The 24,747-nt window shown below is 51.9% G+C and carries 25 protein-coding genes; 14 read left to right on the top strand and 11 right to left on the bottom strand.

What is annotated here, in order from left to right; translation table 11 throughout:
* Window positions 1-15 precede the first annotated feature (15 nt).
* The gene (locus OGV83_RS17730) at window positions 16-951 is read left to right on the top strand and encodes a LysR family transcriptional regulator (RefSeq protein WP_012134960.1); all 936 of its coding nucleotides are present in this window, start codon (window positions 16-18) and stop codon (window positions 949-951) included.
* Here the strand turns inward: OGV83_RS17730 and OGV83_RS17725 are convergent.
* A complete protein-coding gene (locus tag OGV83_RS17725; RefSeq protein ID WP_115625873.1) occupies window positions 938-1,630 on the bottom strand; it encodes an aspartate/glutamate racemase in 693 nt (230 codons plus the stop codon). The genes OGV83_RS17730 and OGV83_RS17725 overlap by 14 nt on opposite strands.
* A 142-nt stretch (window positions 1,631-1,772) precedes the next feature.
* On the opposite strand from OGV83_RS17725, the gene OGV83_RS17720 reads away from it, so the two are divergent.
* The gene (locus OGV83_RS17720; RefSeq protein WP_012134962.1) at window positions 1,773-2,099 is read left to right on the top strand and encodes a cupin domain-containing protein; all 327 of its coding nucleotides are present in this window, start codon (window positions 1,773-1,775) and stop codon (window positions 2,097-2,099) included.
* A gap of 85 nt (window positions 2,100-2,184) precedes the next feature.
* Here the strand turns inward: OGV83_RS17720 and kduD are convergent, their stop codons facing one another.
* The 4 genes from kduD to OGV83_RS17700 form a co-directional block, all read right to left on the bottom strand.
* Entirely contained in the window at window positions 2,185-2,946 is a 762-nt protein-coding gene (gene kduD, locus OGV83_RS17715; protein ID WP_071257893.1) for a 2-dehydro-3-deoxy-D-gluconate 5-dehydrogenase KduD, read from the bottom strand.
* Between the two features lie 56 nt (window positions 2,947-3,002).
* Complete coding sequence (kduI, locus tag OGV83_RS17710) at window positions 3,003-3,839, bottom strand: 5-dehydro-4-deoxy-D-glucuronate isomerase (protein ID WP_286464220.1); 837 nt, start codon at window positions 3,837-3,839, stop codon at window positions 3,003-3,005.
* Between the two features lie 393 nt (window positions 3,840-4,232).
* Window positions 4,233-5,411 (bottom strand): acetyl-CoA C-acetyltransferase, encoded by a 1,179-nt coding sequence (locus OGV83_RS17705; RefSeq protein ID WP_049011188.1) that lies wholly within the window; start codon window positions 5,409-5,411, stop codon window positions 4,233-4,235.
* A gap of 107 nt (window positions 5,412-5,518) precedes the next feature.
* The gene (locus tag OGV83_RS17700; RefSeq protein WP_115614449.1) at window positions 5,519-6,397 is read right to left on the bottom strand and encodes a LysR family transcriptional regulator; all 879 of its coding nucleotides are present in this window, start codon (window positions 6,395-6,397) and stop codon (window positions 5,519-5,521) included.
* A 104-nt stretch (window positions 6,398-6,501) separates the two neighbouring features.
* Between OGV83_RS17700 and OGV83_RS17695 the strand changes: the two genes are divergently transcribed.
* Both OGV83_RS17695 and OGV83_RS17690 read left to right on the top strand, forming a co-directional pair.
* Window positions 6,502-6,957, top strand: a complete 456-nt coding sequence (locus OGV83_RS17695) for a multidrug/biocide efflux PACE transporter (RefSeq protein WP_024130912.1) — start codon at window positions 6,502-6,504, stop codon at window positions 6,955-6,957.
* Between the two features lie 141 nt (window positions 6,958-7,098).
* Entirely contained in the window at window positions 7,099-8,328 is a 1,230-nt protein-coding gene (locus tag OGV83_RS17690; protein WP_214143821.1) for an amino acid permease, read from the top strand.
* A 61-nt stretch (window positions 8,329-8,389) separates the two neighbouring features.
* On the opposite strand, the gene OGV83_RS17685 is transcribed toward OGV83_RS17690, so the two are convergent.
* Together OGV83_RS17685 and OGV83_RS17680 are read right to left on the bottom strand one after the other, a co-directional pair.
* Entirely contained in the window at window positions 8,390-8,851 is a 462-nt protein-coding gene (locus OGV83_RS17685) for a YqeJ family protein (RefSeq protein ID WP_214143822.1), read from the bottom strand.
* Complete coding sequence (locus tag OGV83_RS17680; RefSeq protein WP_214143823.1) at window positions 8,838-9,539, bottom strand: winged helix-turn-helix domain-containing protein; 702 nt, start codon at window positions 9,537-9,539, stop codon at window positions 8,838-8,840. Before OGV83_RS17680 ends, OGV83_RS17685 begins: the two co-directional genes overlap by 14 nt.
* Window positions 9,540-10,228: 689 nt before the next feature.
* Here OGV83_RS17680 and OGV83_RS17675 point away from each other — a divergent pair.
* Entirely contained in the window at window positions 10,229-10,930 is a 702-nt protein-coding gene (locus OGV83_RS17675; RefSeq protein WP_024130913.1) for a helix-turn-helix transcriptional regulator, read from the top strand.
* 32 nt (window positions 10,931-10,962) lie between these two features.
* Here the strand turns inward: OGV83_RS17675 and rcnR are convergent, their stop codons facing one another.
* Window positions 10,963-11,235, bottom strand: a complete 273-nt coding sequence (gene rcnR / locus OGV83_RS17670) for a Ni(II)/Co(II)-binding transcriptional repressor RcnR (RefSeq protein WP_012134972.1) — start codon at window positions 11,233-11,235, stop codon at window positions 10,963-10,965.
* Between the two features lie 120 nt (window positions 11,236-11,355).
* On the opposite strand from rcnR, the gene OGV83_RS17665 reads away from it, so the two are divergent.
* The 6 genes from OGV83_RS17665 (at window position 11,356) to OGV83_RS17640 (ending at window position 19,171) form a co-directional block, all read left to right on the top strand.
* The gene (locus OGV83_RS17665; protein WP_286464212.1) at window positions 11,356-12,216 is read left to right on the top strand and encodes a nickel/cobalt efflux protein RcnA; all 861 of its coding nucleotides are present in this window, start codon (window positions 11,356-11,358) and stop codon (window positions 12,214-12,216) included.
* Window positions 12,217-13,198: 982 nt separating this feature from the next.
* On the top strand, window positions 13,199-13,732 hold the full coding sequence (locus tag OGV83_RS17660) for a fimbrial protein (RefSeq protein ID WP_012134978.1): 534 nt from the start codon (window positions 13,199-13,201) through the stop codon (window positions 13,730-13,732).
* A 52-nt stretch (window positions 13,733-13,784) separates the two neighbouring features.
* Window positions 13,785-14,534, top strand: coding sequence for a fimbria/pilus periplasmic chaperone (locus tag OGV83_RS17655; protein ID WP_286464209.1), 750 nt, complete (start codon window positions 13,785-13,787; stop codon window positions 14,532-14,534).
* Entirely contained in the window at window positions 14,515-17,082 is a 2,568-nt protein-coding gene (locus OGV83_RS17650) for a fimbrial outer membrane usher protein (RefSeq protein ID WP_286464206.1), read from the top strand. Before OGV83_RS17655 ends, OGV83_RS17650 begins: the two co-directional genes overlap by 20 nt.
* A gap of 3 nt (window positions 17,083-17,085) precedes the next feature.
* Window positions 17,086-18,423 (top strand): fimbrial usher protein StbD, encoded by a 1,338-nt coding sequence (gene stbD, locus OGV83_RS17645; RefSeq protein ID WP_286464204.1) that lies wholly within the window; start codon window positions 17,086-17,088, stop codon window positions 18,421-18,423.
* Entirely contained in the window at window positions 18,389-19,171 is a 783-nt protein-coding gene (locus tag OGV83_RS17640; protein WP_286464202.1) for a fimbria/pilus periplasmic chaperone, read from the top strand. Before stbD ends, OGV83_RS17640 begins: the two co-directional genes overlap by 35 nt.
* A gap of 13 nt (window positions 19,172-19,184) precedes the next feature.
* On the opposite strand, the gene OGV83_RS17635 is transcribed toward OGV83_RS17640, so the two are convergent.
* The 3 genes from OGV83_RS17635 to OGV83_RS17625 form a co-directional block, all read right to left on the bottom strand.
* Complete coding sequence (locus OGV83_RS17635) at window positions 19,185-19,457, bottom strand: GNAT family N-acetyltransferase (RefSeq protein ID WP_058669118.1); 273 nt, start codon at window positions 19,455-19,457, stop codon at window positions 19,185-19,187.
* A gap of 11 nt (window positions 19,458-19,468) precedes the next feature.
* Window positions 19,469-19,699 (bottom strand): 4Fe-4S mono-cluster protein YjdI, encoded by a 231-nt coding sequence (yjdI, locus tag OGV83_RS17630; RefSeq protein WP_071257888.1) that lies wholly within the window; start codon window positions 19,697-19,699, stop codon window positions 19,469-19,471.
* A 121-nt stretch (window positions 19,700-19,820) separates the two neighbouring features.
* Window positions 19,821-21,374 (bottom strand): L-lactate permease, encoded by a 1,554-nt coding sequence (locus OGV83_RS17625; RefSeq protein WP_024130918.1) that lies wholly within the window; start codon window positions 21,372-21,374, stop codon window positions 19,821-19,823.
* A 492-nt stretch (window positions 21,375-21,866) separates the two neighbouring features.
* On the opposite strand from OGV83_RS17625, the gene OGV83_RS17620 reads away from it, so the two are divergent.
* Genes OGV83_RS17620 through OGV83_RS17610 form a run of 3 tightly spaced genes read left to right on the top strand, consistent with a single transcriptional unit; the run spans window position 21,867 to window position 24,712 of the window.
* On the top strand, window positions 21,867-22,586 hold the full coding sequence (locus OGV83_RS17620; protein WP_024130919.1) for a (Fe-S)-binding protein: 720 nt from the start codon (window positions 21,867-21,869) through the stop codon (window positions 22,584-22,586).
* A 10-nt stretch (window positions 22,587-22,596) separates the two neighbouring features.
* Complete coding sequence (locus OGV83_RS17615) at window positions 22,597-24,024, top strand: LutB/LldF family L-lactate oxidation iron-sulfur protein (RefSeq protein ID WP_047461453.1); 1,428 nt, start codon at window positions 22,597-22,599, stop codon at window positions 24,022-24,024.
* Entirely contained in the window at window positions 24,017-24,712 is a 696-nt protein-coding gene (locus tag OGV83_RS17610; protein ID WP_049011223.1) for a LutC/YkgG family protein, read from the top strand. Before OGV83_RS17615 ends, OGV83_RS17610 begins: the two co-directional genes overlap by 8 nt.
* Window positions 24,713-24,747 lie beyond the last annotated feature (35 nt).

Here is a 24,747-nt window from a genome sequence, read left to right as displayed (position 1 = left end):
AGGGGAAAGCCAACGATGGCAGCCGTGAACCTGCGCCACATTGAAATCTTTCATGCCGTGATGACCGCCGGAAACCTGACCGAAGCGGCACGCCTGCTGCATACCTCACAGCCCACCGTCAGCCGGGAGCTGGCGCGGTTCGAAAAAGTATTGGGGCTTAAACTATTTGAGCGCACGCGCGGACGCCTGCACCCGACGGTGCAAGGATTACGGCTATTCGAAGAGGTGCAGCGTTCCTGGTATGGGCTGGATCGCATTGTAAACGCGGCGGAGAGCCTGCGTGAATTTCGCCAGGGCGAGCTGTCGATTGTCTGCCTGCCCGTTTTCTCCCAGTCCTTTTTACCCACGCTGCTGCAACCGTTTCTCGCCCGCTATCCTGATGTCAGCCTGAACATCGTGCCGCAGGAGTCGCCGCTGCTGGAAGAGTGGCTTTCCGCTCAACGCCACGACCTCGGCCTGACGGAGACGTTGCATACCCCGGCAGGCACCGAACGCACCGCGTTGTTGACGCTAAATGAAGTGTGCGTGCTGCCGCCCGGCCACCCGCTGGCGACCAAATCCGTGCTGACGCCGGGCGACTTTCAGGGAGAGAATTACATCAGCCTGTCGCGCACCGACAGCTATCGCCAGCTGCTGGATGCGCTGTTTAACGAACACCAGGTTAAACGCCGGATGGTCGTGGAAACCCACAGCGCGGCGTCAGTTTGTGCGATGGTGCGCGCGGGCGCCGGGCTCTCGGTGGTTAACCCGCTCACCGCGCTGGATTATGCCGCCAGCGGAGTGACCGTGCGGCGGTTCAGTGTCGACGTTCCGTTTACCGTCAGTCTGATCCGCCCGCTGCACCGGCCATCATCCGCGCTGGTGGATGCGTTTAGTGAGCACCTGCAAACCAGCCTTCCGCGTCTTGTCGATCCGCTGGAGGCCATTCTGGAGCCGGTTACGAAAGCATAAATTCCACGGCGTCAGCCGCATGGATCGCCGCAGTATCAAACACCGGCAGCGCGCTCTGCGCTTCCGGCACCAGCAACCCGATCTCAGTACAGCCGAAAATCACGCCCTGAGCGCCCTGCGCCGCCAGACGTTCGATCACCTGCAAATAATACTGGCGGGAGCGTTCGCTAAACTCGCCGAGGCACAGTTCGTCAAAGATTATCTGGTTGATCTGCGCGCGGTCGTCAGTTTCCGGCACCAGGGTTTCAATCGCAAATCGCTGCTCCAGACGCCCGCGATAAAAATCCTGCTCCATCGTGTAGCGCGTCCCCAGTAGCGCCACGCGCGTCATGTTTTTGCGCACAATCGCCCGCCCTGTCGCATCCGCAATATGTAAAAACGGCAGTGAACAGCGCGACTCAATCGTCTCCGCCACTTTATGCATGGTATTAGTACACAGCACTATCGCTTCTGCGCCCGCCTGCTGCAAACCCAGTGCGGCCTGCGCCAGAATATCTCCCGTTTTATCCCACTCGCCCTGGCGCTGACACTCTTCAATTTCATGGAAATCAACGCTATGCAGCAACAGGCTGGCGGAATGCAAACCGCCCAGCCGTGTTTTGATTCCTTCATTAATCAAACGGTAATAGGGGATCGTCGATTCCCAACTCATGCCGCCCAGCAGTCCAATCGTTTTCATTACCTTCTCCTTCTCACCTTGATGACAGCAGTGAAGCAAACTTGTGATCAAGTTTCCAGTTCATTTGGTCTGCCATTTTCTTTTTCCCCGGTATGAACTAATTTAGTTGAAACATTGTTTCAATAAATAACAGGATCACCGCATGTTTATTTTTCATAATGAGACGACGCTTGAGGATCTGGGAAATGGCGTTACCCGGCGTATTCTGGCTCACGACGGTAACATGATGGCGGTAGAGGTGAATTTCGAAAAAGGCGCAATCGGGCCGTTGCACAATCATCCTCATGAACAGCTGACTTACGTTTTGTCTGGTGAATTTGAGTTTACTATTGGTGAAGAAAAGCATGTGGTGCGCGCCGGCGACACGCTATATAAACGGCCCAATATCATGCATGGCTGCGTGTGTTTACAACCGGGAACACTGCTGGATACCTTCACGCCAGTACGCGAAGATTTCCTCAACGCGTAAGCCATACGCATCCGGCCTGTACAGGAAACCCTGCGCAGGCCGGATGTTATCGCCTCACCGGGGCGAGGCTTTTACGACATCAGAATTAACGCGCCAGCCAGCCGCCATCTACCGCAACGGTATAGCCGTTAATATAGTCAGATGCGCTGGACGCCAGGAACACCACCGGCCCCATCAGATCGCTCGGCAGCCCCCAACGCCCCGCCGGAATACGGTCGAGGATTTCCGCGCTACGCTGCTCATCGGCACGCAGTTGCTGAGTATTGTTCGTCGCCATGTAACCCGGCGCGATAGCGTTCACGTTGATGTTATGTTTCGCCCATTCGTTCGCCATCAGGCGCGTTACGCCCATAACACCGCTTTTAGACGCGGTGTAGGAAGGAACGCGAATCCCGCCCTGGAAGGAGAGCATAGAGGCGATATTAATAATTTTGCCGCCGTTACCCTGGGCGATGAAGTGCTTCGCCGCAGCCTGAGACATAAAGAACACGCTCTTAATGTTCAGGTTCATGACGTCATCCCAGTCTTTTTCACTGAAGTCGATCGCGTCTTCACGGCGGATCAGACCGGCGTTATTCACCAGAATATCGATGTGACCGAACTCCGCCACCGCACGTTCAAGCAGGGCTGGAATACCGTCAATCTGACGCAAATCCGCCGTCAGACTTAAAAAACGGCGGCCCAGCGCGGTGATGCGTTCAATGGTTTCCGTCGGCTCAACAATGTTGATCCCGACAATATCACAGCCCGCTTCCGCCAGACCCAGCGCCATCCCCTGACCCAGACCGGTATCACAACCTGTGACTACCGCGACCTTACCTTCAAGAGAGAATGCATTCAAAATCATTGTTAATCCTTATTTTCTTAGTGCCTGTCACGGACAGACATGATTGCCGTCCGCGACTAGCGCAGATCTTTTACTGCAACGTGGTCCATATCATCAAAGACCTGATTTTCACCCACCATCCCCCAGATGAACGTATAGGCCTGGGTGCCGACACCGGAGTGAATAGACCAGCTTGGGGAGATAACCGCCTGCTCGTTATGCATCACGATATGACGCGTTTCCTGAGGCTGCCCCATCATATGAAAGACGCAGGCGTTCTCTTCCATGTTGAAATAGAAGTACACTTCCATGCGGCGTTCATGGGTATGACAAGGCATGGTGTTCCACAGGTTGCCGGGCACCAGTTCGGTCAGGCCCATGCTCAGCTGGCAGGTCTCCAGTACGTCCGGCACGAAGTATTTGTTAATGGTGCGGCGGTTACTGGTGAGGTTGTCGCCCAGAGTGACCGGCGCGACATCGGCTGGCGTCACTTTTTTCGTCGGGTAAGTGGTATGCGCCGGCGCGCAGTTGTAGTAGAACTTCGCCGGATTTGCGCCATCAACGCTGGCGAAAACAACTTCTTTCGCGCCTTTACCGACGTATAAGGCATCGCGGTGGCCGATCTCATAGCACTGACCATCGACAGCGATCGTGCCCGGCCCGCCGATGTTGATCACCCCCAGTTCACGACGCTCCAGGAAGTAGGTAACGCCCAACTGTTTACCAACTTCACCGCCAACGGAAACCGTTTTCGCTACCGGCATGATGCCGCCGACAATAATGCGGTCGATGTGGCTGTAAACCATGGTGTATTCATCAGCAACAAACACTTTCTCGACCAAAAATTCGTTGCGCAGCCCCTGGGTGTCCAGCGTTTTAGCGTGCGCGCTGTGGATGCTCTGTCTTACGTCCACATCAACCTCCAATAATAAACCGACCGTGAATGTCAGAACGGAAGGCGAAACACCGTTCCGTTTTACTTTATGCGGTAATGATATCCCTCCAGAAACGGGTTTTCAATTACAAATAAAACGTTGTTTCAGTTTTTCTGCATCTTATTATCAAAAGTGTAATTGCGATCACGTCAGCGCGAGATTTCCCTTTAACAGGCACAGGCGGAGATACTTAAAATAAAATTAAAAACAATAAGATAGGTTTATCAGGTGGATATGGGAGCAGCGTGTGCTCCTGAAAAGAAACGCCGGATTGCTGCAACCCGCGGCGTCAGGGAGGGGAAATATCAGCACATATTGCGGCTGGCGCGGTTGGCAGCGCCTGTATGGGGGAAGCGGAAAATGAAAGCGGTTTTAATCTCGTTCGATAGCAAGCGCCACACCTTGCCCACCGCCAATGCAGAGCGTCGCCAGGCCCTTTCGCGCATTGCGTTTAACCATCTCATGCACCAGCGACACCAGAATCCGGCAGCCGGATGCGCCAATGGGATGACCGAGCGCAATCGCTCCACCGTTAACGTTCACCCGGCGTTCGTCCCACTCCAGCATTTTGCCAACGGATAACGCCTGCGCAGCAAAAGCCTCGTTAGCCTCGATAAGATCCACATCCGCCAGTTGCCAGCCTACCCGTTCCAGACAACGTCGGGTGGCGTAAACGGGTGCGATGCCCATCAGTGCGGGATCGACGCCGACGCTGGCAAAAGCGCGAATACGCGCCAGTACGGGTAAATCCAGTTCCTGCGCTTTGGCTTCGCTCATCATCATGACGGCAGCCGCGCCATCGTTAATTGACGAGGCATTGCCCGCCGTGACCGAGCCGAGGAGATCAAATGCCGGGTTCAACTGGGCCAATCCTTCCGCGCTGGCATCGGTTCTTGGCTGCTCATCAGTATCGACAACGACAGGCTGGCCGTTACGCTGGGTGACAACCGGGACAATCTCAGCTTTAAAACGCCCGGCATCAATGGCCGCCCGCGCTTTTTGCTGGGAACTGAGGGCATAGGCGTCCTGCAATTCGCGGCTGATGCCGTATTCCCGCGCCAGATTTTCAGCGGTAACGCCCATGTGGTAATCGTTAAACGCATCCCACAAGCCGTCGTGAACCAGGCTGTCCACCAGTTGGCTGTTACCGAGCTGCGCCCCTGTGCGGCTGTCGGTAAGAACGTGCGGCGCCCGGCTCATGTTCTCCTGCCCGCCGGCAATGACAATATCCGCCTCGCCGCACTGAATCGCCTGCGTAGCCAGGTGCAGCGCTTTCAGGCCGGAGCCGCAGACATCGTTGATGGTGATAGCGGAAACGGTGTTGGGCAGCCCACCTTTGATGGCTGACTGCCGCGCCGGGTTTTGTCCTGCGCCCGCCGTGAGCACCTGACCGAGGATAACTTCATCGATAGCATGTACATCAACGCCGGTACGCTCCATCAACGCTTTTACCACCATGCTGCCCAGTTCAACGGCAGAATGGCGGGACAGCGTTCCCTGGAAGCATCCGATCGGCGTACGTAAAGCCCCAACTATCACAACCTCTTTCATCACCACCTCAGCGCAAAATAACACCGCAATAGTAGAGGATTGTTAAAGATAATTATCCTGCTTGTTTAAAAATGGTGAGTTTTATCACAAAGGAAATTGCAGCTATTTTAATCAGCCGGTATACGCCCCTGCTGTAAATGATCGCGGAGCCAGCTTCCCGCCGCGCCCGGCGGCGACTTCTTGTTCCAGAGAAGATCAATCGAGATCGCCTTTGGCCAGCCGGGCACATCCAGTTGCACCAGCGGTTTTTCAGCCGCGAACTCTTCCACCAGCGCGCAAGGCAATGCGCACCAGCCAAATCCCTGTACCGCCATACTCAGTAATAACAAATAGTTAGGTGCAGACCAGGCCGGGCCGCGCGCCACGCTGGCGCCACTTTCCAGATAGGTATTCAGCCGCAGTTCACGCCAGGTATGCAGCTGATCCCATTGCAGGGTTTTCTGCGCGGTCAGAGGATGTGAGGCCGCCACGTAGAGTCCCATCCATGTCTGCATGGGCAGGCGCGTCACCCCCATCTCGGTAGGGTAATGATTGCGCGCTTCAATCAGCCCGACCTGCGCGCGTCCCTTTTGCAGGAGATCGATGACATCTTCATCTTCGCCGATCAGACATTCAAATTCCGTATGGGGAAACTGGCGGTCGAACTGCACCATTAATTCTTCCAGAACGTCTGGATGCAGGGTGTCGGATAGCACGAATGTCAGACGGGTTTCCGTTTCGCCAGACAGGGATAACGCCACCTCATCCAGACGATCGCTTGCTGACAGAATAGCCTGCACATAGCTGAGCACCCGCTTGCCCTCTTCCGTCAGCACTGGCTGTCGTGAAGAGCGATCAAACAGTGAAAACCCCAGATCGGCTTCCAGGTGGGCAATCGCCGTACTGACGGTGGACTGACTTTTCCGTAACCGGCGCGCCGCAGCGGAAAACGAGCCGCAGGAGACCGTCTCAACAAATGCGATTAATGCTTCGGGAGAGTAGCGCATAAACTATCTACTTTATCGATGGATTCTATCTTTTAGATATCATATTAAACGATAAAATGCCTGACATTCCGTTTTCCCGGAGATGAAAAAAAAGGTTTGATCCTATGCAACATGATTTAGTCCAACGCCGTTCGCTACTCGAACGCATTTTCCATGCGGTCTGCTTCGAAGGCATTGCCACCGCCATTCTGGCCCCGACTACCGCCTGGCTGATGCAGCGCTCAGTGCTGGAAATGGGAGGCTTAACCATTCTGCTGGCAACCACGGCGATGATCTGGAATATCATCTATAACGCGCTGTTTGACCGCTTCTGGCCGTCACACGTAGTGACGCGCACCGCTAAAGTTCGCGCACTGCACGCGCTGGGATTTGAAAGCGGCTTTATCGTTATTGGTGTAAGTATTGTCGCCTGGGCGCTGAACGTCAGCCTGTTGCAGGCCTTCACGCTGGAAATCGGTTTCTTCCTTTTCTTCCTGCCATACACCATGTTCTACAACTGGGCCTATGACACGTTGCGTCTTCGCGTAGTAAGACGCCGCCAGCAGCGCGTTACTGCCTGATAATGCACTGTTTAGCCGGAACATTCCCCGTTCCGGCGCTTCCTGCCTGCCCTCGCACACCGCTTTAGTTTCCCCAGCCTCATGCCATTTATGGTAAATTGCGCTTCTTTTTGTTTATTTTATAGTTGATACGTTCAAATAATGTCGAAAATTTGGTCAAAAGAAGAAACTCTCTGGAGTTTTGCACTATATGGGACTGCGGTCGGCGCAGGCACCCTTTTCCTCCCCATTCAGTTGGGCTCCGCGGGGGCCATCGTGCTGTTTATTACCGCACTGGTTGCCTGGCCTCTGACTTACTGGCCTCATAAAGCGCTGTGCCAGTTTATCCTCTCTTCGAAAACCTCCGCTGGCGAAGGGATCACCGGTGCGGTAACGCATTACTACGGCAAGAAGATCGGCAGTCTCATCACCTCGCTATACTTTATTGCGTTTTTCGTGGTGGTCCTGATTTACGCCGTGGCGATAACCAATTCCCTGACGGAACAGCTGGCAAAGCAGATGACGGTAGACCTGCGGGTGCGTGTTCTGGTCAGTCTGGGCGTCGTATTGATTCTGAATCTGATTTTCCTGATGGGACGACATGCGACTATCCGCGTGATGGGCTTTTTAGTGTTTCCGCTTATCGCCTATTTCTTATTTCTGTCGCTTTATTTGACCGGAAGCTGGCAGCCCGCGTTATTGACCAGCCAGATGTCTTTCGATCGGCACACACTTCATCAGGTATGGATATCCATTCCGGTGATGGTTTTCGCTTTTAGCCATACGCCCATTATCTCCACGTTTGCTATCGACAGACGTGAAAGATACGGCGAGCAGGCCATGGGTAAATGCAAAAAAATCATGAAGGTGGCTTATCTGATCATTTGCCTGAGCGTGCTGTTTTTCGTTTTCAGCTGTCTGCTCTCCATTCCGCCATCCTATATTGAAGCCGCGAAACATGAAGGCGTGACCATCCTGTCAGCGCTGTCTATGATGCCAGCCGCACCGGCATGGCTCTCCATTTCAGGGATTATTGTCGCCGTTATCGCGATGTCAAAATCGTTTCTGGGCACCTATTTTGGAGTGATTGAAGGGGCAACAGAGATAGTACGAACGGCGTTACTTCAGACTGGCGTGAAGAAAAGCCGGGCATTTAATCGCGCCCTGTCTATCATGCTGGTCTCGCTGATTACCTTTGTCGTTTGCTGCATTAATCCCAACGCCATTTCGATGATTTATGCGATCAGCGGCCCGCTTATCGCCATGATTTTGTTTATCATGCCGACGCTGTCAACCTATCTGATCCCCGCGCTCAAACCATACCGCTCTCTGGGAAATCTGCTTACCCTGATTGTGGGTCTGCTTTGCGTGTCCGTGATGTTTTTTGGCTAATCTCAATACAAAACGGCTCATCCACCTGAAGAGGGGCGAGCCGTTTTACTCAGTCTTTAATCTATCGGCATAATAGTGAGGGCGACCCGACTGTCGTAAACGTCCAGCCTTCCCGCCAGGGTTGTATCAAAAACGAGAACGTCGCGTCCTTTGATAAATAAATAAGCGGCATAGCCTTGCGTTCATGACTGCCCTGTAATTCGTCAGACGGATATCGGACCAGATTATGCGTCGTAATAATATAGTTTTGCTGCAACTTCTGGTACGTAAAATAAATAATCCGGCTAATTTTATAAGAATGAGCGTCGGGCGTATTCAACACGCCGGTTAATGTCACGATTCCCTGATGATTATGCATCTGGTAGGTAATATCACCAGCAAAAAGTTCATGGTCAATATCCCAGACGGCATAACCACTGCAATCAATTTTCGGGTTAATGCTGTGTGCATACCAGAATCCTCCGCCACCCACAATGAGGATCGTGATAATAATAGCCGCTGCCAGTATTTTAATTTTCATCATTTATCGAATAGTAGGTTATACACTTTACGGACGGATTTTCTCTGGCATCCTCCGGGCATATAATCGCCGTGATATTTTTTGCGCTGCTCATTCCTGAGAGAAACACATAGTTATTGTTATCGCAAATCTCGCGATGTTTGTGCATAAAGCGAATATAATTTAGCTCCAGCACATCATTCCCTTTTTGCAGGACGGTACAGGATGAAAAAGTCTCGGAATCCAGAACCTCATAAGACGACAGCAGCGACTCTGGAGACATATAAAACAGGCTGGCGGCAATGCTTATCATCACCACCAGAAGCGCCAGTCCGCAAAGCGCCGCAGGCAACGAGAGATGGCGCTTTTTTATTAGCGTGTCTCCCTTCGGTTCCATAGGGGGTGCAACAATCTGCGCCGGCGCTTCGATCGCTGATGCTTTTGCGGTTATCTCATCCGTCTGAATATTCGCTGAAATCATCATACCGCGACGGGCAATGGTTTTTATAAGATCGCGCGGTAACCCAATATCACTTAACGCATTTCTTAGAATGAGAATCGTCTGATAAAAAGTATTCGCCGAGGTAACATGATTCTTCTCTCCCCAACCCGCTGTAATCAGCTGGTTTTGAGAAACCACCGTGTTGTTATGCTGAATAAGATATAAAAGGATAAGGCTTGCAGGACTTTGTAACGTTACGGTCTTCTGCATTGCGCTATTCGATAACGCCCGATTTCCAGGGTGAAAGTCAACCAGGTTATTAATTGTGTAACATCTGGCGTGTTTTAACAAATCCGACACAGTATTCCTTCTGGCATTCACATGATGAATGCCATGCTACAAAATTCTTATATCGAGATCACTATAAATATTTGATTATGCGATTACTGTCAAACGCCAGCGGTAAAATTACTTATAAATCAAAAACCTTAAGTCAAAAAAGATCATTTGTTCTTAATTAAGACTATTTTTAAAGCATTTTCATGCTCTCCTGATATTATTACGATAAGCTTAAAAAGCACACAAATACATAATTTATTAATTATGAAAAACAATAGCGATTTTACAATTAAGATACAGCAATTAACATTAATGCAACTTTTGTCCATAAATGCCATTTAACAAAATATCTTAAACATTTTTGCAATATAACTATTCCTGGATTTTGCTATAAAAGTCCTGGATGCTAAATTGTTTCTGTCTCTGACGAGACACTGCCCCAGGAAAATAAGTAGCATGTAAATAGCCACTATTATAAATGCATCGCAAGGCTTTAAGAAAAATAGCAATAAGTGATATACATCGATTTTTTACGCACGCTAATTGCCGTCTGGCAAAGTATTGACATATTTAAAAACGGATGAAATTATGAAATTATCTACGGATAGGGAGGTTCCTGTATGGAGCTGGATGTTAAATTAAAAAACCTTACGTGCAGTAGTTGTTCTTTACATTGTAAAATAATGCCAGAAAAATCACCTCGTTTACAATATTGTGCTAACGCATGTTTTTGTATGTGGCCGGAAGAAAGTATCTACTTTAACAGAGGTGTTATTGAGGGCATTTTAAATAATAATCATAATGCCCGATTAAATGGTTATATTTTTGTCGATTTCTCTATCAGCTTTTTGCGGCTGTTTCTCGACAAACAGTGGATTGATTATCTCGCCAGCACACGTATGGGTATTGTACTGGTGAGCGATCGGAACATGCAGTCGTTAGCCAACTACTGGCGTAAACATCATCCGGCGGTTTCTGTCGTCATTTATCACGATGATGGACTGGCGGTTGCAAATGAAAAAATCAGACAAGTATTTATTGGGCGACATCTGTCTTTTACAAAAGGGAATACCCTGACCCAGACGGAGTTCATCATTATGGGTAACATGGTTGCAGGGAAAAATCCGCATCAAATCGCCGAGTTACTGAGTATGGATATCCGCAGCGTCTATGCTTATAAACAGAGGATCGAGAAAAGAATGGGCGGGAAGATAAACACGCTGTTTATTCATTCGCATCCACTCTCCAATGAAAAAGCCGCATTCCCAATGATCACAAAGGAATGCAAAGGCTCGCTTATTCATCTGCAAAGACGGCGTTAGCATTGAAGACAACAGTCGGGCACCGGTCCCGGCTATTTTATATAGGAATCCAGCACCTTCAGGATCACTTCCAGATCGTCTTCGCGCTTCACTTCATCGCTCTGGTGAACAATGTGTTCGGTCAGATGCCCTTTGATCACCTCACGCATTAATCCGTTCACCGCGCCGCGTATCGCCGCGATTTGCTGCAATACCGCGGCACATTCGTGAGGTTCATCCAGCATTTTTTTCAGTGCGACAACCTGCCCCTGGATTTTACTGGCGCGAGCTTTAAGTTTTTGTTTATCCCGGATCGTATGTGACATAACAACGCCTTATTAACATAAATCATTATGGATTATAGCATTGTGACGCTACTGGGGGGTAGTATTTGGTACTGGGGGGGAGTAGAATGCGGGGAAATAAGACAACTAAGAATCATTCTCATGGGCGAATTTTCAACATTACTTCAGCAAGGAAACGCCTGGTTTTTCATTCCCAGCGCCATTCTGTTGGGCGTATTACATGGGCTGGAACCCGGGCACTCCAAAACGATGATGGCGGCGTTTATCATCGCCATCAAAGGGACGATTAAGCAGGCTGTGATGCTGGGGCTGGCAGCCACGCTTTCACATACCGCCGTTGTGTGGCTTATCGCCCTGGGTGGCATGTACATCAGCAGAGCGTTTACCGCAGAATCCGTGGAACCCTGGCTACAACTGGTCTCCGCCATCATTATTCTGAGCACGGCGTTCTGGATGTTCTGGCGTACCTGGAAAGGGGAGCGGGACGGGTTGGCTAACAGGCTTCCTGCCCACACTCACCACCATCACGACCATGAGCACCACCATCACGACCACGACCATCACCACGACCACCAGCATGTTCATATTTCCCTGAAAGGGCTAACGGACGGATCGCACGCCTGGCAGGATGCCCATGAACGGGCACATGCGACCGATATTCAGCGCCGCTTTCACGACCGGGAAGTGACAAACGGACAGATTTTACTGTTTGGCCTGACGGGCGGCCTGATCCCTTGCCCGGCAGCCATCACCGTATTGCTGATCTGCATCCAGCTTAAAGCCTTCACGCTGGGAGCCACGATGGTACTGTGCTTCAGCATTGGTCTGGCGTTAACGCTGGTAGCCGTTGGCGTGGGCGCAGCCATCAGCGTGCAACAGGCCGCAAAACGCTGGAGCGGATTTAATACCCTGGCGAGAAAAGCCCCCTATTTCTCCAGCATACTGATCGGTCTGGTGGGGCTTTATATGGGAATGCATGGTTATCTGGGCATTATCCACTAATTGTTCCCCGCCTTTTTCCACAAACGTGCAGCGACCCGGGCGCTGCACGTCCGTTCATATCAATTTTTCGCAAGCCATGAGCAGACCGTAGACGGGCGGTAAGCCGCTCTGATGAGTGAGGCGCATTAACAAATCTTTCCAGAAAGTCGCCTGGCCGTATAATTCGATGCTATTACCCGGCGCGTATTGCAGTTCCGCGCTTTTGCGACAAGCGCGCAGGCATTGCGGATTTATTGCGGAAAAATTGTTCTCTCCCACGCTCAACATCAGCATAATTCCGCGCAGAAAACACGCTTTATGCGAACAAAACGCACTATATCAACTGGCAACTTAAATACGATTGCATCAATTGTTGATCTTAATCAAATGGGGTTTATTGGAAACTAAGCCTTTTAAGCTCCAAAAGATCCAACAAAATAAAATAAAATTCCTAAAGTAAAGAGTACGCACCTAATAGTCAGCAACAGAAACAGTATAGTGATGCTGATGATTATTATAAAACCGGTATCTATTTACATCACACATTCAATTAATTAACACACCGACATGGAACGACTTTACGGCTAAATCATTAATACCAATAAAGCGAATATCTAATTATCTTAATATCGACGCAACCGATCTATTTCCAGTTTTTAATAGCCACCACCTATTACAAAAGATTTATTCGGATGTTTTAAACGATTTTCATATTTAAGATTACTGTCGTTAAAATTCCGGCATAAGAAAAAAGATATATTTTCAGATGGGCTATTTGTCGCCTGAAACGCATTGTTGAATAAAAACAGAGAAGGCGCGTTCAGCAGCACATTTTTCTATTTCAACGCCTCAACACCAGGATTAATACCAATATTTTCGCCAACACTGACTTAATACAGCAACATTCCAGCACAGTGCCATTTTTATGAATGTCCCTGAGCATTGGGAACACCCTGAATTCTCAGGGTAAATCAACACGACTGAATGAAAATGGAGTTTAGTTATGAAACTGAATCGTGCCCTAATTCCGGCGCTGGTGATCTCCGCGATCTATTCTGCGGGCGCGCTGGCTTCTGATAATACCATTACATTTATGGGAGAAGTTTCTGATGAAACCTGTTCCGTATCGGTAAATGGTTCTGAGGCCTCACCTGTCGTCTTACTGCCTACCGTCACGGTAAACACCTTGAACACCAATCAGGTTGCAGGACAAACGACCTTCGACATCGGCGTCAGCGGATGCACCGGCTCAGCCTCCGGGATCAATATTTCGACCGTCTTCGTCGGAAATAACATCAGCGCCACGACCGGGAACCTGGCCAGCAATGGCTCGGCGAGCGATGTTGAAATTCAGATCCTCGACACCAGTGATACAGAGATCGATTTTCGCAATGCGTTTAATGGCGGCGGAGATTTAGCGCTGGCGGCAAATGAGACATCAGCCACGGCAACCTACAAGGCCCAATATTACTCAGGGGGCGCAGCAACCACCGGTACGGTGCAGGCCTCCATGCAATACGCGGTTTCTTACCAGTAATTTAACCCAGGCGGGAATTTCGTCCCGCCCTCTTTCGACCAGGGAGTAATAAATGAACCCCATTCGCGACGCCCTGTATTCTCTCGCGGGGTTTCTGTTTATCTTTTTTACACTCTGGAGTGAACACGTCGCCGCCAGTATTACCATGACCGGGACGCGAATTATTTATAATGGTTCAGCCAACTCTGTCGATGTTCATTTAAAGAATAAAGATTCCTTCCCTTACGTGGTCTCAACCTGGTTCGATAACGGCAATATGACAGACGGGCCGGAGAAATCAGCTCAACTTCCCTTTATCGCCACGCCGCCGGTATTTCGTATTCAACCCGGCGAAGGGCAAATTATTCGGATTGTTTTTACGGCGGCCCAGTCCCTGCCACAAGACAGGGAATCTCTGTTCTATTTTAATTTTATGCAGGTTCCGCCCGCGAATGTGGGCCAACGTAGCCCGGATCAGGGCAATCAAAACAGCCTGCTGATCATGCTACGCAACCGGGTGAAGTTATTTTATCGTCCGGCTGAATTAAACGGTAATCCACAAAAAATGCTGGCGAACCTTCAGGTCACGCGGACAGGTCAAACCGGCATCACCATTAAAAATAATCAGCCTTATTACATCACCATTGCCGGGCTACAGTTGATCAATGCCTCAGAAACCCGCGCCCAAAAAGCAGGCATGATTGCCCCTTTCAGCAGTGAGCGTTATGTCTTTACCGACGCCCGATCGACTGCAAATCAGCGTGTTCGCATCACGTTGATTAACGATCAGGGAGCCAGAATCAGTGAAGATTTTCCTCTTTAACCGCCCGGCGGGTTTCGGCCTGATGGTATGCGTTACGGCATTTTCCGCTGCGACCAGGGCCGATTACTATTTTGATCCCGCGCTGCTCCAGGGGTCCGCATACGGTCATGGTCTGGATCTCCAGCGCTTTAATCATACCCAAGACAGCGTGCCTGCGGGTGAATACGTGCTGGATGTTTATCTTAATAACCAGTTGATTCGCCAGCAGGAAAAGATCGAACTTATCGCATCCGCCACGCCGGATAACGCCGTCGAACCCTGTCTGCCGTTTGAGGTGGTTCGCGCCAGCGCGATTCGCACGCGCTCCTCTGCGGCGTCTTCAACGCCGCACTGTCTGCGCATCAGCGAGACCGGGCAAAAAATCAGTTGGCAAGTGGATATGGCGAAGCTGCGCCTGAATATGACGATTCCTCAGGCCGGGCTTTACCACGCTCCCCGGGGGTATATTCCCGTTTCCGAATGGGACGCCGGAGAGACCGCGCTGTTTTTGCGCCACAATACCAATTTTTATCATACGGAAAATACAGACTCACACCTGCGCTACGACTACCTGTGGAGCAATATCAATGGCGGTTTCAACATCGGGCTGTGGCAATTTCGTCATCAGGGGAACCTCCGCTATGCCGATGACAACCAGACGGGTAGCCACTACAAATACAATGCGGTAGCGACCGCGATTCAGCGCCCTCTTCCTCAGTTTGAGAGCGTGATAGCGTTTGGGGACAATTACACCAACAGCAGCCTGTTCGGTAGCCTCTCATTCAACGGCATAAAACTGAACACCGATCAACGGATGTGGCCGCAGGGCAAACGCGGTTATGCGCCGGAAGTGCGCGGCGTGGCGACCACAACCGCCCGCGTGGTGGTACGCCAGCAGGGTAAAGTGATTTACGAAACCACCGTCGCGCCCGGCGCTTTTGTTATTAACGATCTCTACAATACCCGTGGCCAGGGCGATCTGGCCGTCGATGTCATCGAAGCGAACGGGCAAATCTCAAGTTTTACCGTTCCCTACTCGGCGGTTCCTGATTCCGTTCGACCGGGAAACTGGAACTATGAGCTGGCAATGGGCTACGTTCGCCACTACTACAGCGTGGAGAATAAATTTGTCGAAGGCGTTTTGCAGCGCGGGATGAGCAACACGCTAACCGCCAATTTGGGTTCACGGCTGGCCGATGATTATCAGGCGTTTCTGCTGGGCGGGGTAATGGCAACATCCGTCGGGGCATTCGGCCTCAATACCGTTTACTCAAACGCCAGAGTCGAAAACGACGATAACGAGCAGGGCTGGCGCATTGAGGCCAGCTACAGCAAAACGTTTACCACCGGCACAAATCTGGTGCTGGCGGCCTACCGTTACTCCACCAGCGGTTATCGTGATTTGCAGGATGTGCTGGGCGTGCGCCGTCAGCAGAAAAACAGCGTGGCGTATTATTCGGATACGCTGCACCAGCGTAATAACTTTTCCGCCACGCTCAGCCAGCCGATGGGCGACTGGGGCATGGTTAGCTTCACCGGCAGTACGTCAGATTACTACAGCGACGCGTCGCGCATCACCCAACTCCAGTTTGGCTACAGCAACAGCTGGCGCAACATCACCTTTAATCTTAGCGCCGCCAGACAGCGCAGCAGTTATGCCAGCCGCTACGACACCAGCGTAAACGACCAGGATTTTGACCGCGAAAACCAGCGTAAATACACCGAAAACACGCTTTCACTGGGGATCTCCATCCCCTTCGATGTTGGCGCCAGCCGCACGCAGCTAAATCTGGATATGAATCGCAGCCGCGACGTTCGCACCGCCACGGTGGGGATAAGCGGCGCCACGGGCGAGAACAGCGCCACATCCTGGGCCGTTTATAGCGGTCTGGAGCGAGATAAGCACGACGGCAGCAGCGCAACCTGGGGCGGCAACGTGGAGCAACGAACCGCCGTCGGCGCGTTTCGCGGCTTTGCCTCCCGCGGCAGCGATTACCAGCAATATGGTCTGGGGATGTCCGGCACGCTGGTCGCCCACCGCGGCGGGATCACCGCTGGCCCCTACACCAGCGATACGTTCGCGCTTATCGAAGCGCCAGGCGCACGCGGCGCGGCGGTACGTAACGGGCAAGGCGCAACGGTCGATTATTTCGGCTATGCCCTGCTCCCTTCCATGACCCCCTATCGCTATAACACCGTAAGTCTGGACAGCGGAAACATGAATGCCGAAGTTGAGCTACAGAGCGGCAGCAAGCGCATCGTGCCCTACGCCGGCGCGATTTCTCGCGTGAAATTCACGACCACCAGCGGTAAAGCGGCGCTCATCAACACAACGCTTCCCGATGGCGACCAGCCGCCGATGGGCGCTGACGTGACGGACGGCCACGGCGAATCCGTGGGAATGGTCGGCCAGGGCGGGCAAATTTACGCCCGACTGGCGGAACAATCCGGCGTGCTGTTCGTACAGTGGGGGCAAAAATCCACGCAGCGGTGCCAGGTCTGGTATCAACTACCGGCTAAAACGCATGCGCCGCTGTATCAGCTCACACTACCTTGTCGTCAGGAATAACGTATGAAAATCAGACAGCTCTTTTACGGCCTGTTATTCAGCGGCATGGTTGCGCATCCTGCCCTGTCCGCCTGCATCAAGGTCACGTCAGCCAGCTCCCTTTCTCAGGCGGCGAAAGACGCAGGTTATGTGGGCGCCAGTTGGGGCGGCGTGGGGGATGGCGATGTAAAAGGGAAACTGGGCTTGCCCGGCGTCATTACCTTAAGCAACGGGACGGGATTTCAGAGCGAAGGCACGTTGCTGGGCAGCGCCGCTGCCAGTTTCGTCCCCAATGGACGAACGCAGGGCGTCACGACCAATCAGATTATGTTTCGCTGTACCGTTTCCGAAATCGGCCAGGTATATGAATACTACGCCACCAACGGCGACGATTACTGGGGAGGCATGGTCGACGTACCGGGAATCGACGGCGCTTACTACACCTACGTTAAAAACGTGGCGGTCAGGCTGACCAATCTAAAAACCGGAGAATATTACTCCCGTTACTGGAAAGCGCGCGCAATCCCGGAAAGTGAAATGTTCAATGACGGCACCTATATCTACATCCCAGCCAGCGCCTTTAGCGACGTATTTGTTGAACTGTTTCGGGTTGATGACAGCGCCAGAGGCGTTGATGGTTCCAACCGTTATACCTATCCCTACGCGGGACCGGCAGGCTATATTGCTTTCCACGGTGGCGGCATGAGTTCAGGGCTTTTCGAGGGCGCTGACAGCCGAACCAACTATAGCGGCTGGGGCGCAGCGCAGTGGCCCGGCGGCTGGACGTTAACCAGCCAGACCGTGTTCGTGCGCGGCGCCGCCTGCCGGGTCAACGACTATCCTGCCATTGTCAGGTTACCGCCTACCAGCGTTGGCGAACTCATCAGCGGCGGCAGCAGTCAGGCTCCTTTTAGCATTAGCGTCGAATGCGAAACCGGGGCGTTGTCCGGCACGACGGCGTCCACCAGCTTAAGAGCATATGTAGCGATGGGATTCCTGGTCAGCAATCCCACCGCAGCCAATGCGGCCTCTCAGTTGGGCCTCAAGACCGGTTCCGGCGCCTATACATGGCTACTCGACAATCATTATGGCGTAAACGGCGTTGCATCAGGCGTCGGCATTCGCCTCTACAGCGACAAGCAAAATGGCAATGCGCTGAATCTTCTGCCCAACCAAATAGCCACAGCCACGGGCAACGCGGGCGGCTGGTACGGCTATCAGGATCTGACCACGCAAACCGCCAGCGGCTCAACCAGCCTCTACAGCGGCGACTTTACCGCCTCTCTGGAAGCGATTCCGGGGGAAAACGTAACAGCAGGAACGGTCTATGCACAGCTCCAGGTGGTGGTCAGTTTTCAGTAACTGGCCCACATACACGCTTCTTATCGTCTGGACAGGATGGACGGCGCCCCCCGCACGGGCCGTGGTCAATACGGAAGTGACTCGCGTTATTTTTAACGCCGGAGAGAGCCATTATTCGCTGGCGCTGGCAAATTCAGCGCAGCACCCTGCCCTGGTTCAAATCTGGACGGATGAAGGCGATCCGCTGAGTCAGCCTGCTGAGACCATCACGCCCATCGTCGCGATACCGCCCGTATTCAAAATGCAGCCGACGGAAATTCGGACGGTAAAGTTACAGCTCGCAGAGAAGCCTGAGTTAGCGCGCGAGCGGGAGTCGCTTTACTGGCTGAATATCTACCAGATCCCGCCGATGACCGATCAGGACGCGAAAACGCGGCAAAAACTCGTGCTGCCGCTGCGCATCCGCATGAAAGTGTTTATTCGTCCACAGGGCGTTGGGCCATTGAGAGAGCAGGATGGCGAACGGCTGACCTTCATATTCCAGCCGCAGGAGGCGCAGCTTTATGTTAATAACCCGACGCCGTGGTACATCACGCTGGCAGCGCTGGCGTGCGACAACGTCAGCGCAACGCCGCTGATGATCGCTCCGCTGTCTTCACAACCGCTATCGTTATCCGGGAAGGCAGGACATTGTCGTACCGTCAGGTACGAGCTTATCAACGACCACGGTAATCGCTGGGTTTATGAGAAACCGATAATAAACAGCGGAGCGCCGGAAAAGACCGTGGGCAGAAACCCACGGCGATGACCGGTAAAACGCATCAGGCGCGGATATCGTCATACTCGCGCGTTTTATCAAACTCATGTTTGGCGAAAGGACAAAGTGGAATAACCTTGCGGTTCTCCTCGCGCATCTTTTCAACCACCTTCGCGACAAGCTGTTTACCGACGCCCTGCCCCTTCAGGCTGGGATCGACATCCGTATGCTCAATAATGCTCAGATGTTCGCCCGTCGGTACAAATACGATTTCGGCGACCTGATTACCCGCAGCATCATTCACATAAAATTTGTTGTGGCCTTCGAGTATCTCCATCATTTCCTCACTTATTTCTGGCGGTATTTCAGCGCGCCGCTCGGACAGGTATCAATAACATGCACAACCGTTGCCACATCCACTTCATCCGGGATGATCCACGGCTTACGTTTCAGATTAAAGAGCTTCGCACTACCGCGCACGCAATTACCCGAGTGCTGACAAATGGCCGTATTGAAATAGACATCGATTTTCTCGCCGGTATAGGCCCGGTAACCCGCATCCAGTAGTTCCTGATCCATGACATTGCCTCTGTAATTGTTATGTTTTCGCTAGTAAGCATAGCCCCGTCAAAGTGGCGTGGCTACAGGAAAACAGAGGCATTTGCCAGTTGATGAACAGTCGTCGTTGCGCAAAATAACGTTAAGTCATAAACCAGTAATAAAAGAGACCAACTTTTAATCCAAGGATCACAATATAGGCACAGCAGTACTTCATAGTGCCGGACATTATCTGATTCGCCTGTCCTTCCATTTTGGTTGCCGAAACCGCAATGGCGATACTTTGCGGTGAAATCATTTTCCCGCCCGTTGCGCCGGAGGTATTTGCCGCAGCCAGCCAGTTTGGATCAATATTTAATTTACTGGCGGCAATGGTTTGTAGTTTGCCAAACAGAATATTCGAGTTGGTGTCGCTGCCGGTAACAAACGTTCCCAGCGCGCCAATCACCGGAGCGAGAAAAACGTACGAGCTTCCGGTCAGATCGACAATCGACTGGGCCAGCGTGGAGATAATACCACTAAGATCCATTACCGTTGCCAGAGCGACGATCGCCATAATCGCGACAATGGAATTTTTAAGCTGGAACACGGTCTTGATAAACACTTCCAGCATACCGCGTGCCGATGCCCCCTGAATAAAACCGCCAATAATAGTCGCAAAGATGATCAACATTCCGGGCGTGGTGACCCATTCAACTTTCAGCGCCAGCGTTTTGCCATCGGCCAGCGTAAAATGCAGCACCGAAGCCAACTGAGAAGCCGCCGCTTTTATCGTTGGAAATAACGGCGAGCACAGCAGAATAAAGACAAAAATAAACAGATAGATAGAACCGACCCGGAACAGCACTTTCGCCGAGCGCGGCGTCGTTTCACGGGTGTGGCTGACTTCAATGCGCCACTCGGGATCTGTTTTCCCTTTGCGCAGGCGGCTGGCAATTGCGACAGCAAAAAGACTGACCAGACTGCCGGCAAAGGCGGGTAATTCTGCCCCGAGATGTATGGCGACAAAATACTGCGGAACAAGCGTTGTGATACCGCAAAGCAGCGTAATAAGGAACACGCCGCGAATGGCTTTCAGGCCACCGCCAATAATGCAAATTATGACAAACGGCAGCAGGATATTAAAAAGGGCTAATTGCAGAATAATCGTTCCGCCTAAGGTGTAAACCGGCAGATTAACCTGTTCAGCCAGGATAGAGACCGGAATACCAACCGCCCCGAACGCCGTGGGTACGGTGTTGGCCACAAGTGAAGCAATTGCTGCCTTCAGTGGGTTGAATCCCAGCGCGATGAGAATACCGATAGGTATCGCGACCGCCGTACCGTACCCGGCAGCCGCTTCAAGGAATCCACCGAAACACCACGAAATCAGCAGTACCTGAATACGCTTATCTTCGCTAATACTGGCGAGAATATCGCGGAGAATATCCAGCGCTTTGGTCGCCTGCATGACGTTATAACTGAATATAGCGCCGAGGATCACAATCACGATCGGCCATAATCCTTTCAGTGCGCCATAACCCATCGAGGCTTTAAGATTTTGTACTGGCATGTCCCAGAATATTGCAGACAGCGCGGCAGTGAATGCCAGCGAAATCAAAACTGAATAATGGATGGGCATTTTCAATTTCAGAATTAAAAATACCATAAGCAGCAAAGGAGAGAGTGCCAGGGCAAACATAAAATATTCGTTCATTACTATTCCTGATTGGTTCATTAAACCTGATTTATATTTATGGTGGGGAGGCTACATTGCCGGTCAAATGAAATATGTAAACTGAATCGCTTCAGTGAATAAAGTAATTATGATTTGTAGTTTTGTAACTATTGTAATCTTTTAATTAAAATTCAATGCCAGGCAAATATACTTAAGAGCAAGGCAGATACCTATAAATAGTTATTTAACAACCTGTTTAATAATGATATTGACGAAATTAGTAATCACTTGAAACTATTTTTCGGACGTTCACATCGCTGTAGTTTTCATTATAAAAATGTGAGCGATGCCGAAATAAATAAACCCGGGTATTGCATATGGGTATTGATTGGTGGATTATTCTATTTTGTCATACAAATGAACATAGAGTAGGATAAACCGAAAAACAATGGTCGTTTTTATTATTGATTTATGACCCGGTGGCCGGTTGCCATCGGGGCTAAATAGAAGTGAAGCAATGGAGCATTAATTGTGAATGTAAATTTCTTTGTTACCTGTATTGGTGACGCGCTGAAATCACGGATGGCACGAGACTCCGTATTGCTGCTGGAAAAACTGGGCTGCCGCGTTAATTTCCCCGAGAAGCAAGGGTGTTGCGGCCAGCCAGCCATCAACAGCGGCTACATCAAAGAAGCGATCCCTGGGATGAAAAACCTGATCGCAGCGCTGGAAGACAACGACGACCCGATTATCTCTCCTGCTGGCTCCTGTACCTACGCGGTAAAAAGCTACCCAACATATCTGGTCGATGAGCCTGAATGGGCGTTACGTGCGGAAAAGGTCGCCGCGCGCATGCAGGATCTCACCTCCTTTATCGTTAATAAACTGGGTGTGGTGGATGTGGGAGCCAGCCTTCAGGGCAGAGCTGTCTATCACCCATCCTGTAGCCTGACCCGCAAGCTGGGAGTGAAGGAAGAGCCGCTCACGCTACTGAAAAATGTGCGCGGGCTGGAGCTATTGACGTTTGCCGATCAGGATACCTGCTGCGGATTTGGCGGGACGTTCTCGGTCAAAATGGCCGAAATATCCGGCGAGATGGTGAAAGAGAAAGTCTTACACCTGATGGATGCCCGGCCTGAATATTTGATTGGCGCAGACGTCAGTTGCCTGCTGAACATTGGCGGTCGACTGCAACGGGAAGGCCAGCCGGTCAAAGTGATGCATATTGCTGAAGTGCTGATGAGCCGCTGAGGGGAAAGAGATGTCGATAAAAACCAGCGATGTAGAATTTAAACTGCGCATTCGTCAGCAAATTGAAGATCCGATCATGCGCAAAGCCGTGGCCAATGCGCAGGAGCGAATCGGCGCGAATCGGCAAAAAATGGTCGATGAGTTAGGGCATTGGGACGAATGGCGTGACCGTGCCAGCCAGATCCGCGATCACGTTCTGAGTAATCTCGACGCTTACCTGTATCAACTCACCGAGAAAGTGACGGAAAACGGCGGGCACGTCTACTTCGCCAAAACCAAAGAAGAAGCCACCCGCTACATTTTACAGGTCGCCCAAAGTAAAAACGCGCGCAAGGTAGTGAAGTCCAAGTCGATGGTGACCGAAGAGATTGGCGTCAATCATGTGTTGCAGGATGCCGGAATTCAGGTGATCGAAACCGATCTGGGCGAGTATATTCTCCAGTTGGATCAGGACCCGCCTTCACACGTTGTGGTTCCGGCAATCCATAAGGATCGCTATCAGATCCGCCGCGTGCTGCATGAACGTCTGGGCTATGACGGCCCGGAAACGCCAGAAGCGATGACCTTATTCATCCGCCAGAAGATCCGCGAGGATTTCCTCAGCGCTGAAATCGGTATTACCGGCTGTAATTTCGCCGTGGCGGAAACCGGATCGGTGTGCCTGGTGACCAACGAAGGCAATGCGCGGATGTGTACCACGCTGCCGAAAACACACATTGCGGTGATGGGGATGGAGCGTATCGCCCCCACCTTTGCCGAGGTGGACGTACTGATCACCATGCTGGCGCGCAGCGCCGTTGGCGCACGTTTGACGGGTTACAACACCTGGCTGACCGGCCCACGCGAGGCAGGCCACGTTGACGGGCCGGAAGAGTTCCATCTGGTTATCGTGGATAACGGGCGTTCCCAGGTACTCGGTTCTGAATTTCGCGACGTGCTGCGCTGCATTCGCTGCGGAGCCTGTATGAACACCTGCCCGGCATACCGCCACATTGGTGGACACGGCTATGGCTCAATCTATCCCGGCCCTATCGGCGCGGTGATTTCCCCGCTGCTCGGCGGTTATAAGGATTTTAAAGATCTGCCGTATGCCTGTTCATTATGCACGGCCTGCGACAGTGTCTGCCCGGTGCGCATTCCGCTGTCAAAACTGATCCTGCGCCATCGCAGAGTGATGGCCGAAGAGGGCATTACCCCGAAAGCCGAGCGACGGGCGATCAAAATGTTCGCTTATGCCAATAGCCATCCTGGGCTGTGGAAAGTCGGGATGATGGCGGGCGCCCATGCGGCAAGCTGGTTTATTAATGGCGGTAAAACGCCGCTTAAAGTCGGCGCTATTGGTGACTGGATGGAGGCGCGAGATCTCCCTGATGCTGACGGAGAGAGTTTCCGTAGCTGGTTTAAGAAACATCAGGCAGAGGAGAAAAAGAATGGATAACCGTAGCGCGTTTTTAAACACCATCGCCCAGGCGCTGGGCCGCCCGCTGCGATTCGAACCGCAGGCAGATACGCTGCCGGTTAACAACTATGCGAACGAGCGACTGACCGAACTTAGCCAGCAGCAGCGCTGCGACGCGTTTATCCAGTTTGCGAGCGATGTCATGCTGGTACGCTGCGAACTGACCAGCGAAGCGCAGGCGCCGGAAGCGGCGTTACGCCTGTGTGAAGAACTGGGACATAAATCGGTGGTGCTCAGCGGCGACAGTCGGCTGGTTGAACTGGGGATCACCGAACGCTTGCAGCAGGAATGCAACGCCGTGGTCTGGGACCCGACCCGGGGAGCAGAGAATGTTACCCAGGCCGAGCAAGCGAAAGTCGGCGTAGTGTATGCCGAATATGGCTTAACGGAATCGGGCGGTGTGGTGCTGTTTTCCGCGCCGGAGCGCGGGCGCTCATTAAGCCTGCTGCCGGAATCCTCGATTTTCGTGCTGCGTAAAAGCACCATTCTGCCACGCGTGGCGCAACTGGCGGAAAAACTGCATCAGAAAGCGCAGGCCGGTGAACGCATGCCATCATGTATTAACATCATCAGTGGCCCCAGCTCAACGGCGGATATCGAACTGATCAAGGTGGTCGGCGTGCATGGCCCGGTTAAGGCGGTATATCTGATTATTGAAGATTGTTGATACGGCTGTTAATGACCGCACTACTGGCATGGACG

The organism is Citrobacter sp. CK189 (assembly GCF_030333505.1).
Lineage (GTDB): Bacteria > Pseudomonadota > Gammaproteobacteria > Enterobacterales > Enterobacteriaceae > Citrobacter_B > Citrobacter_B koseri.
Note: the sequence above shows the minus strand (reverse complement) of the source record. Positions and strands in the feature narration are given on the sequence as shown.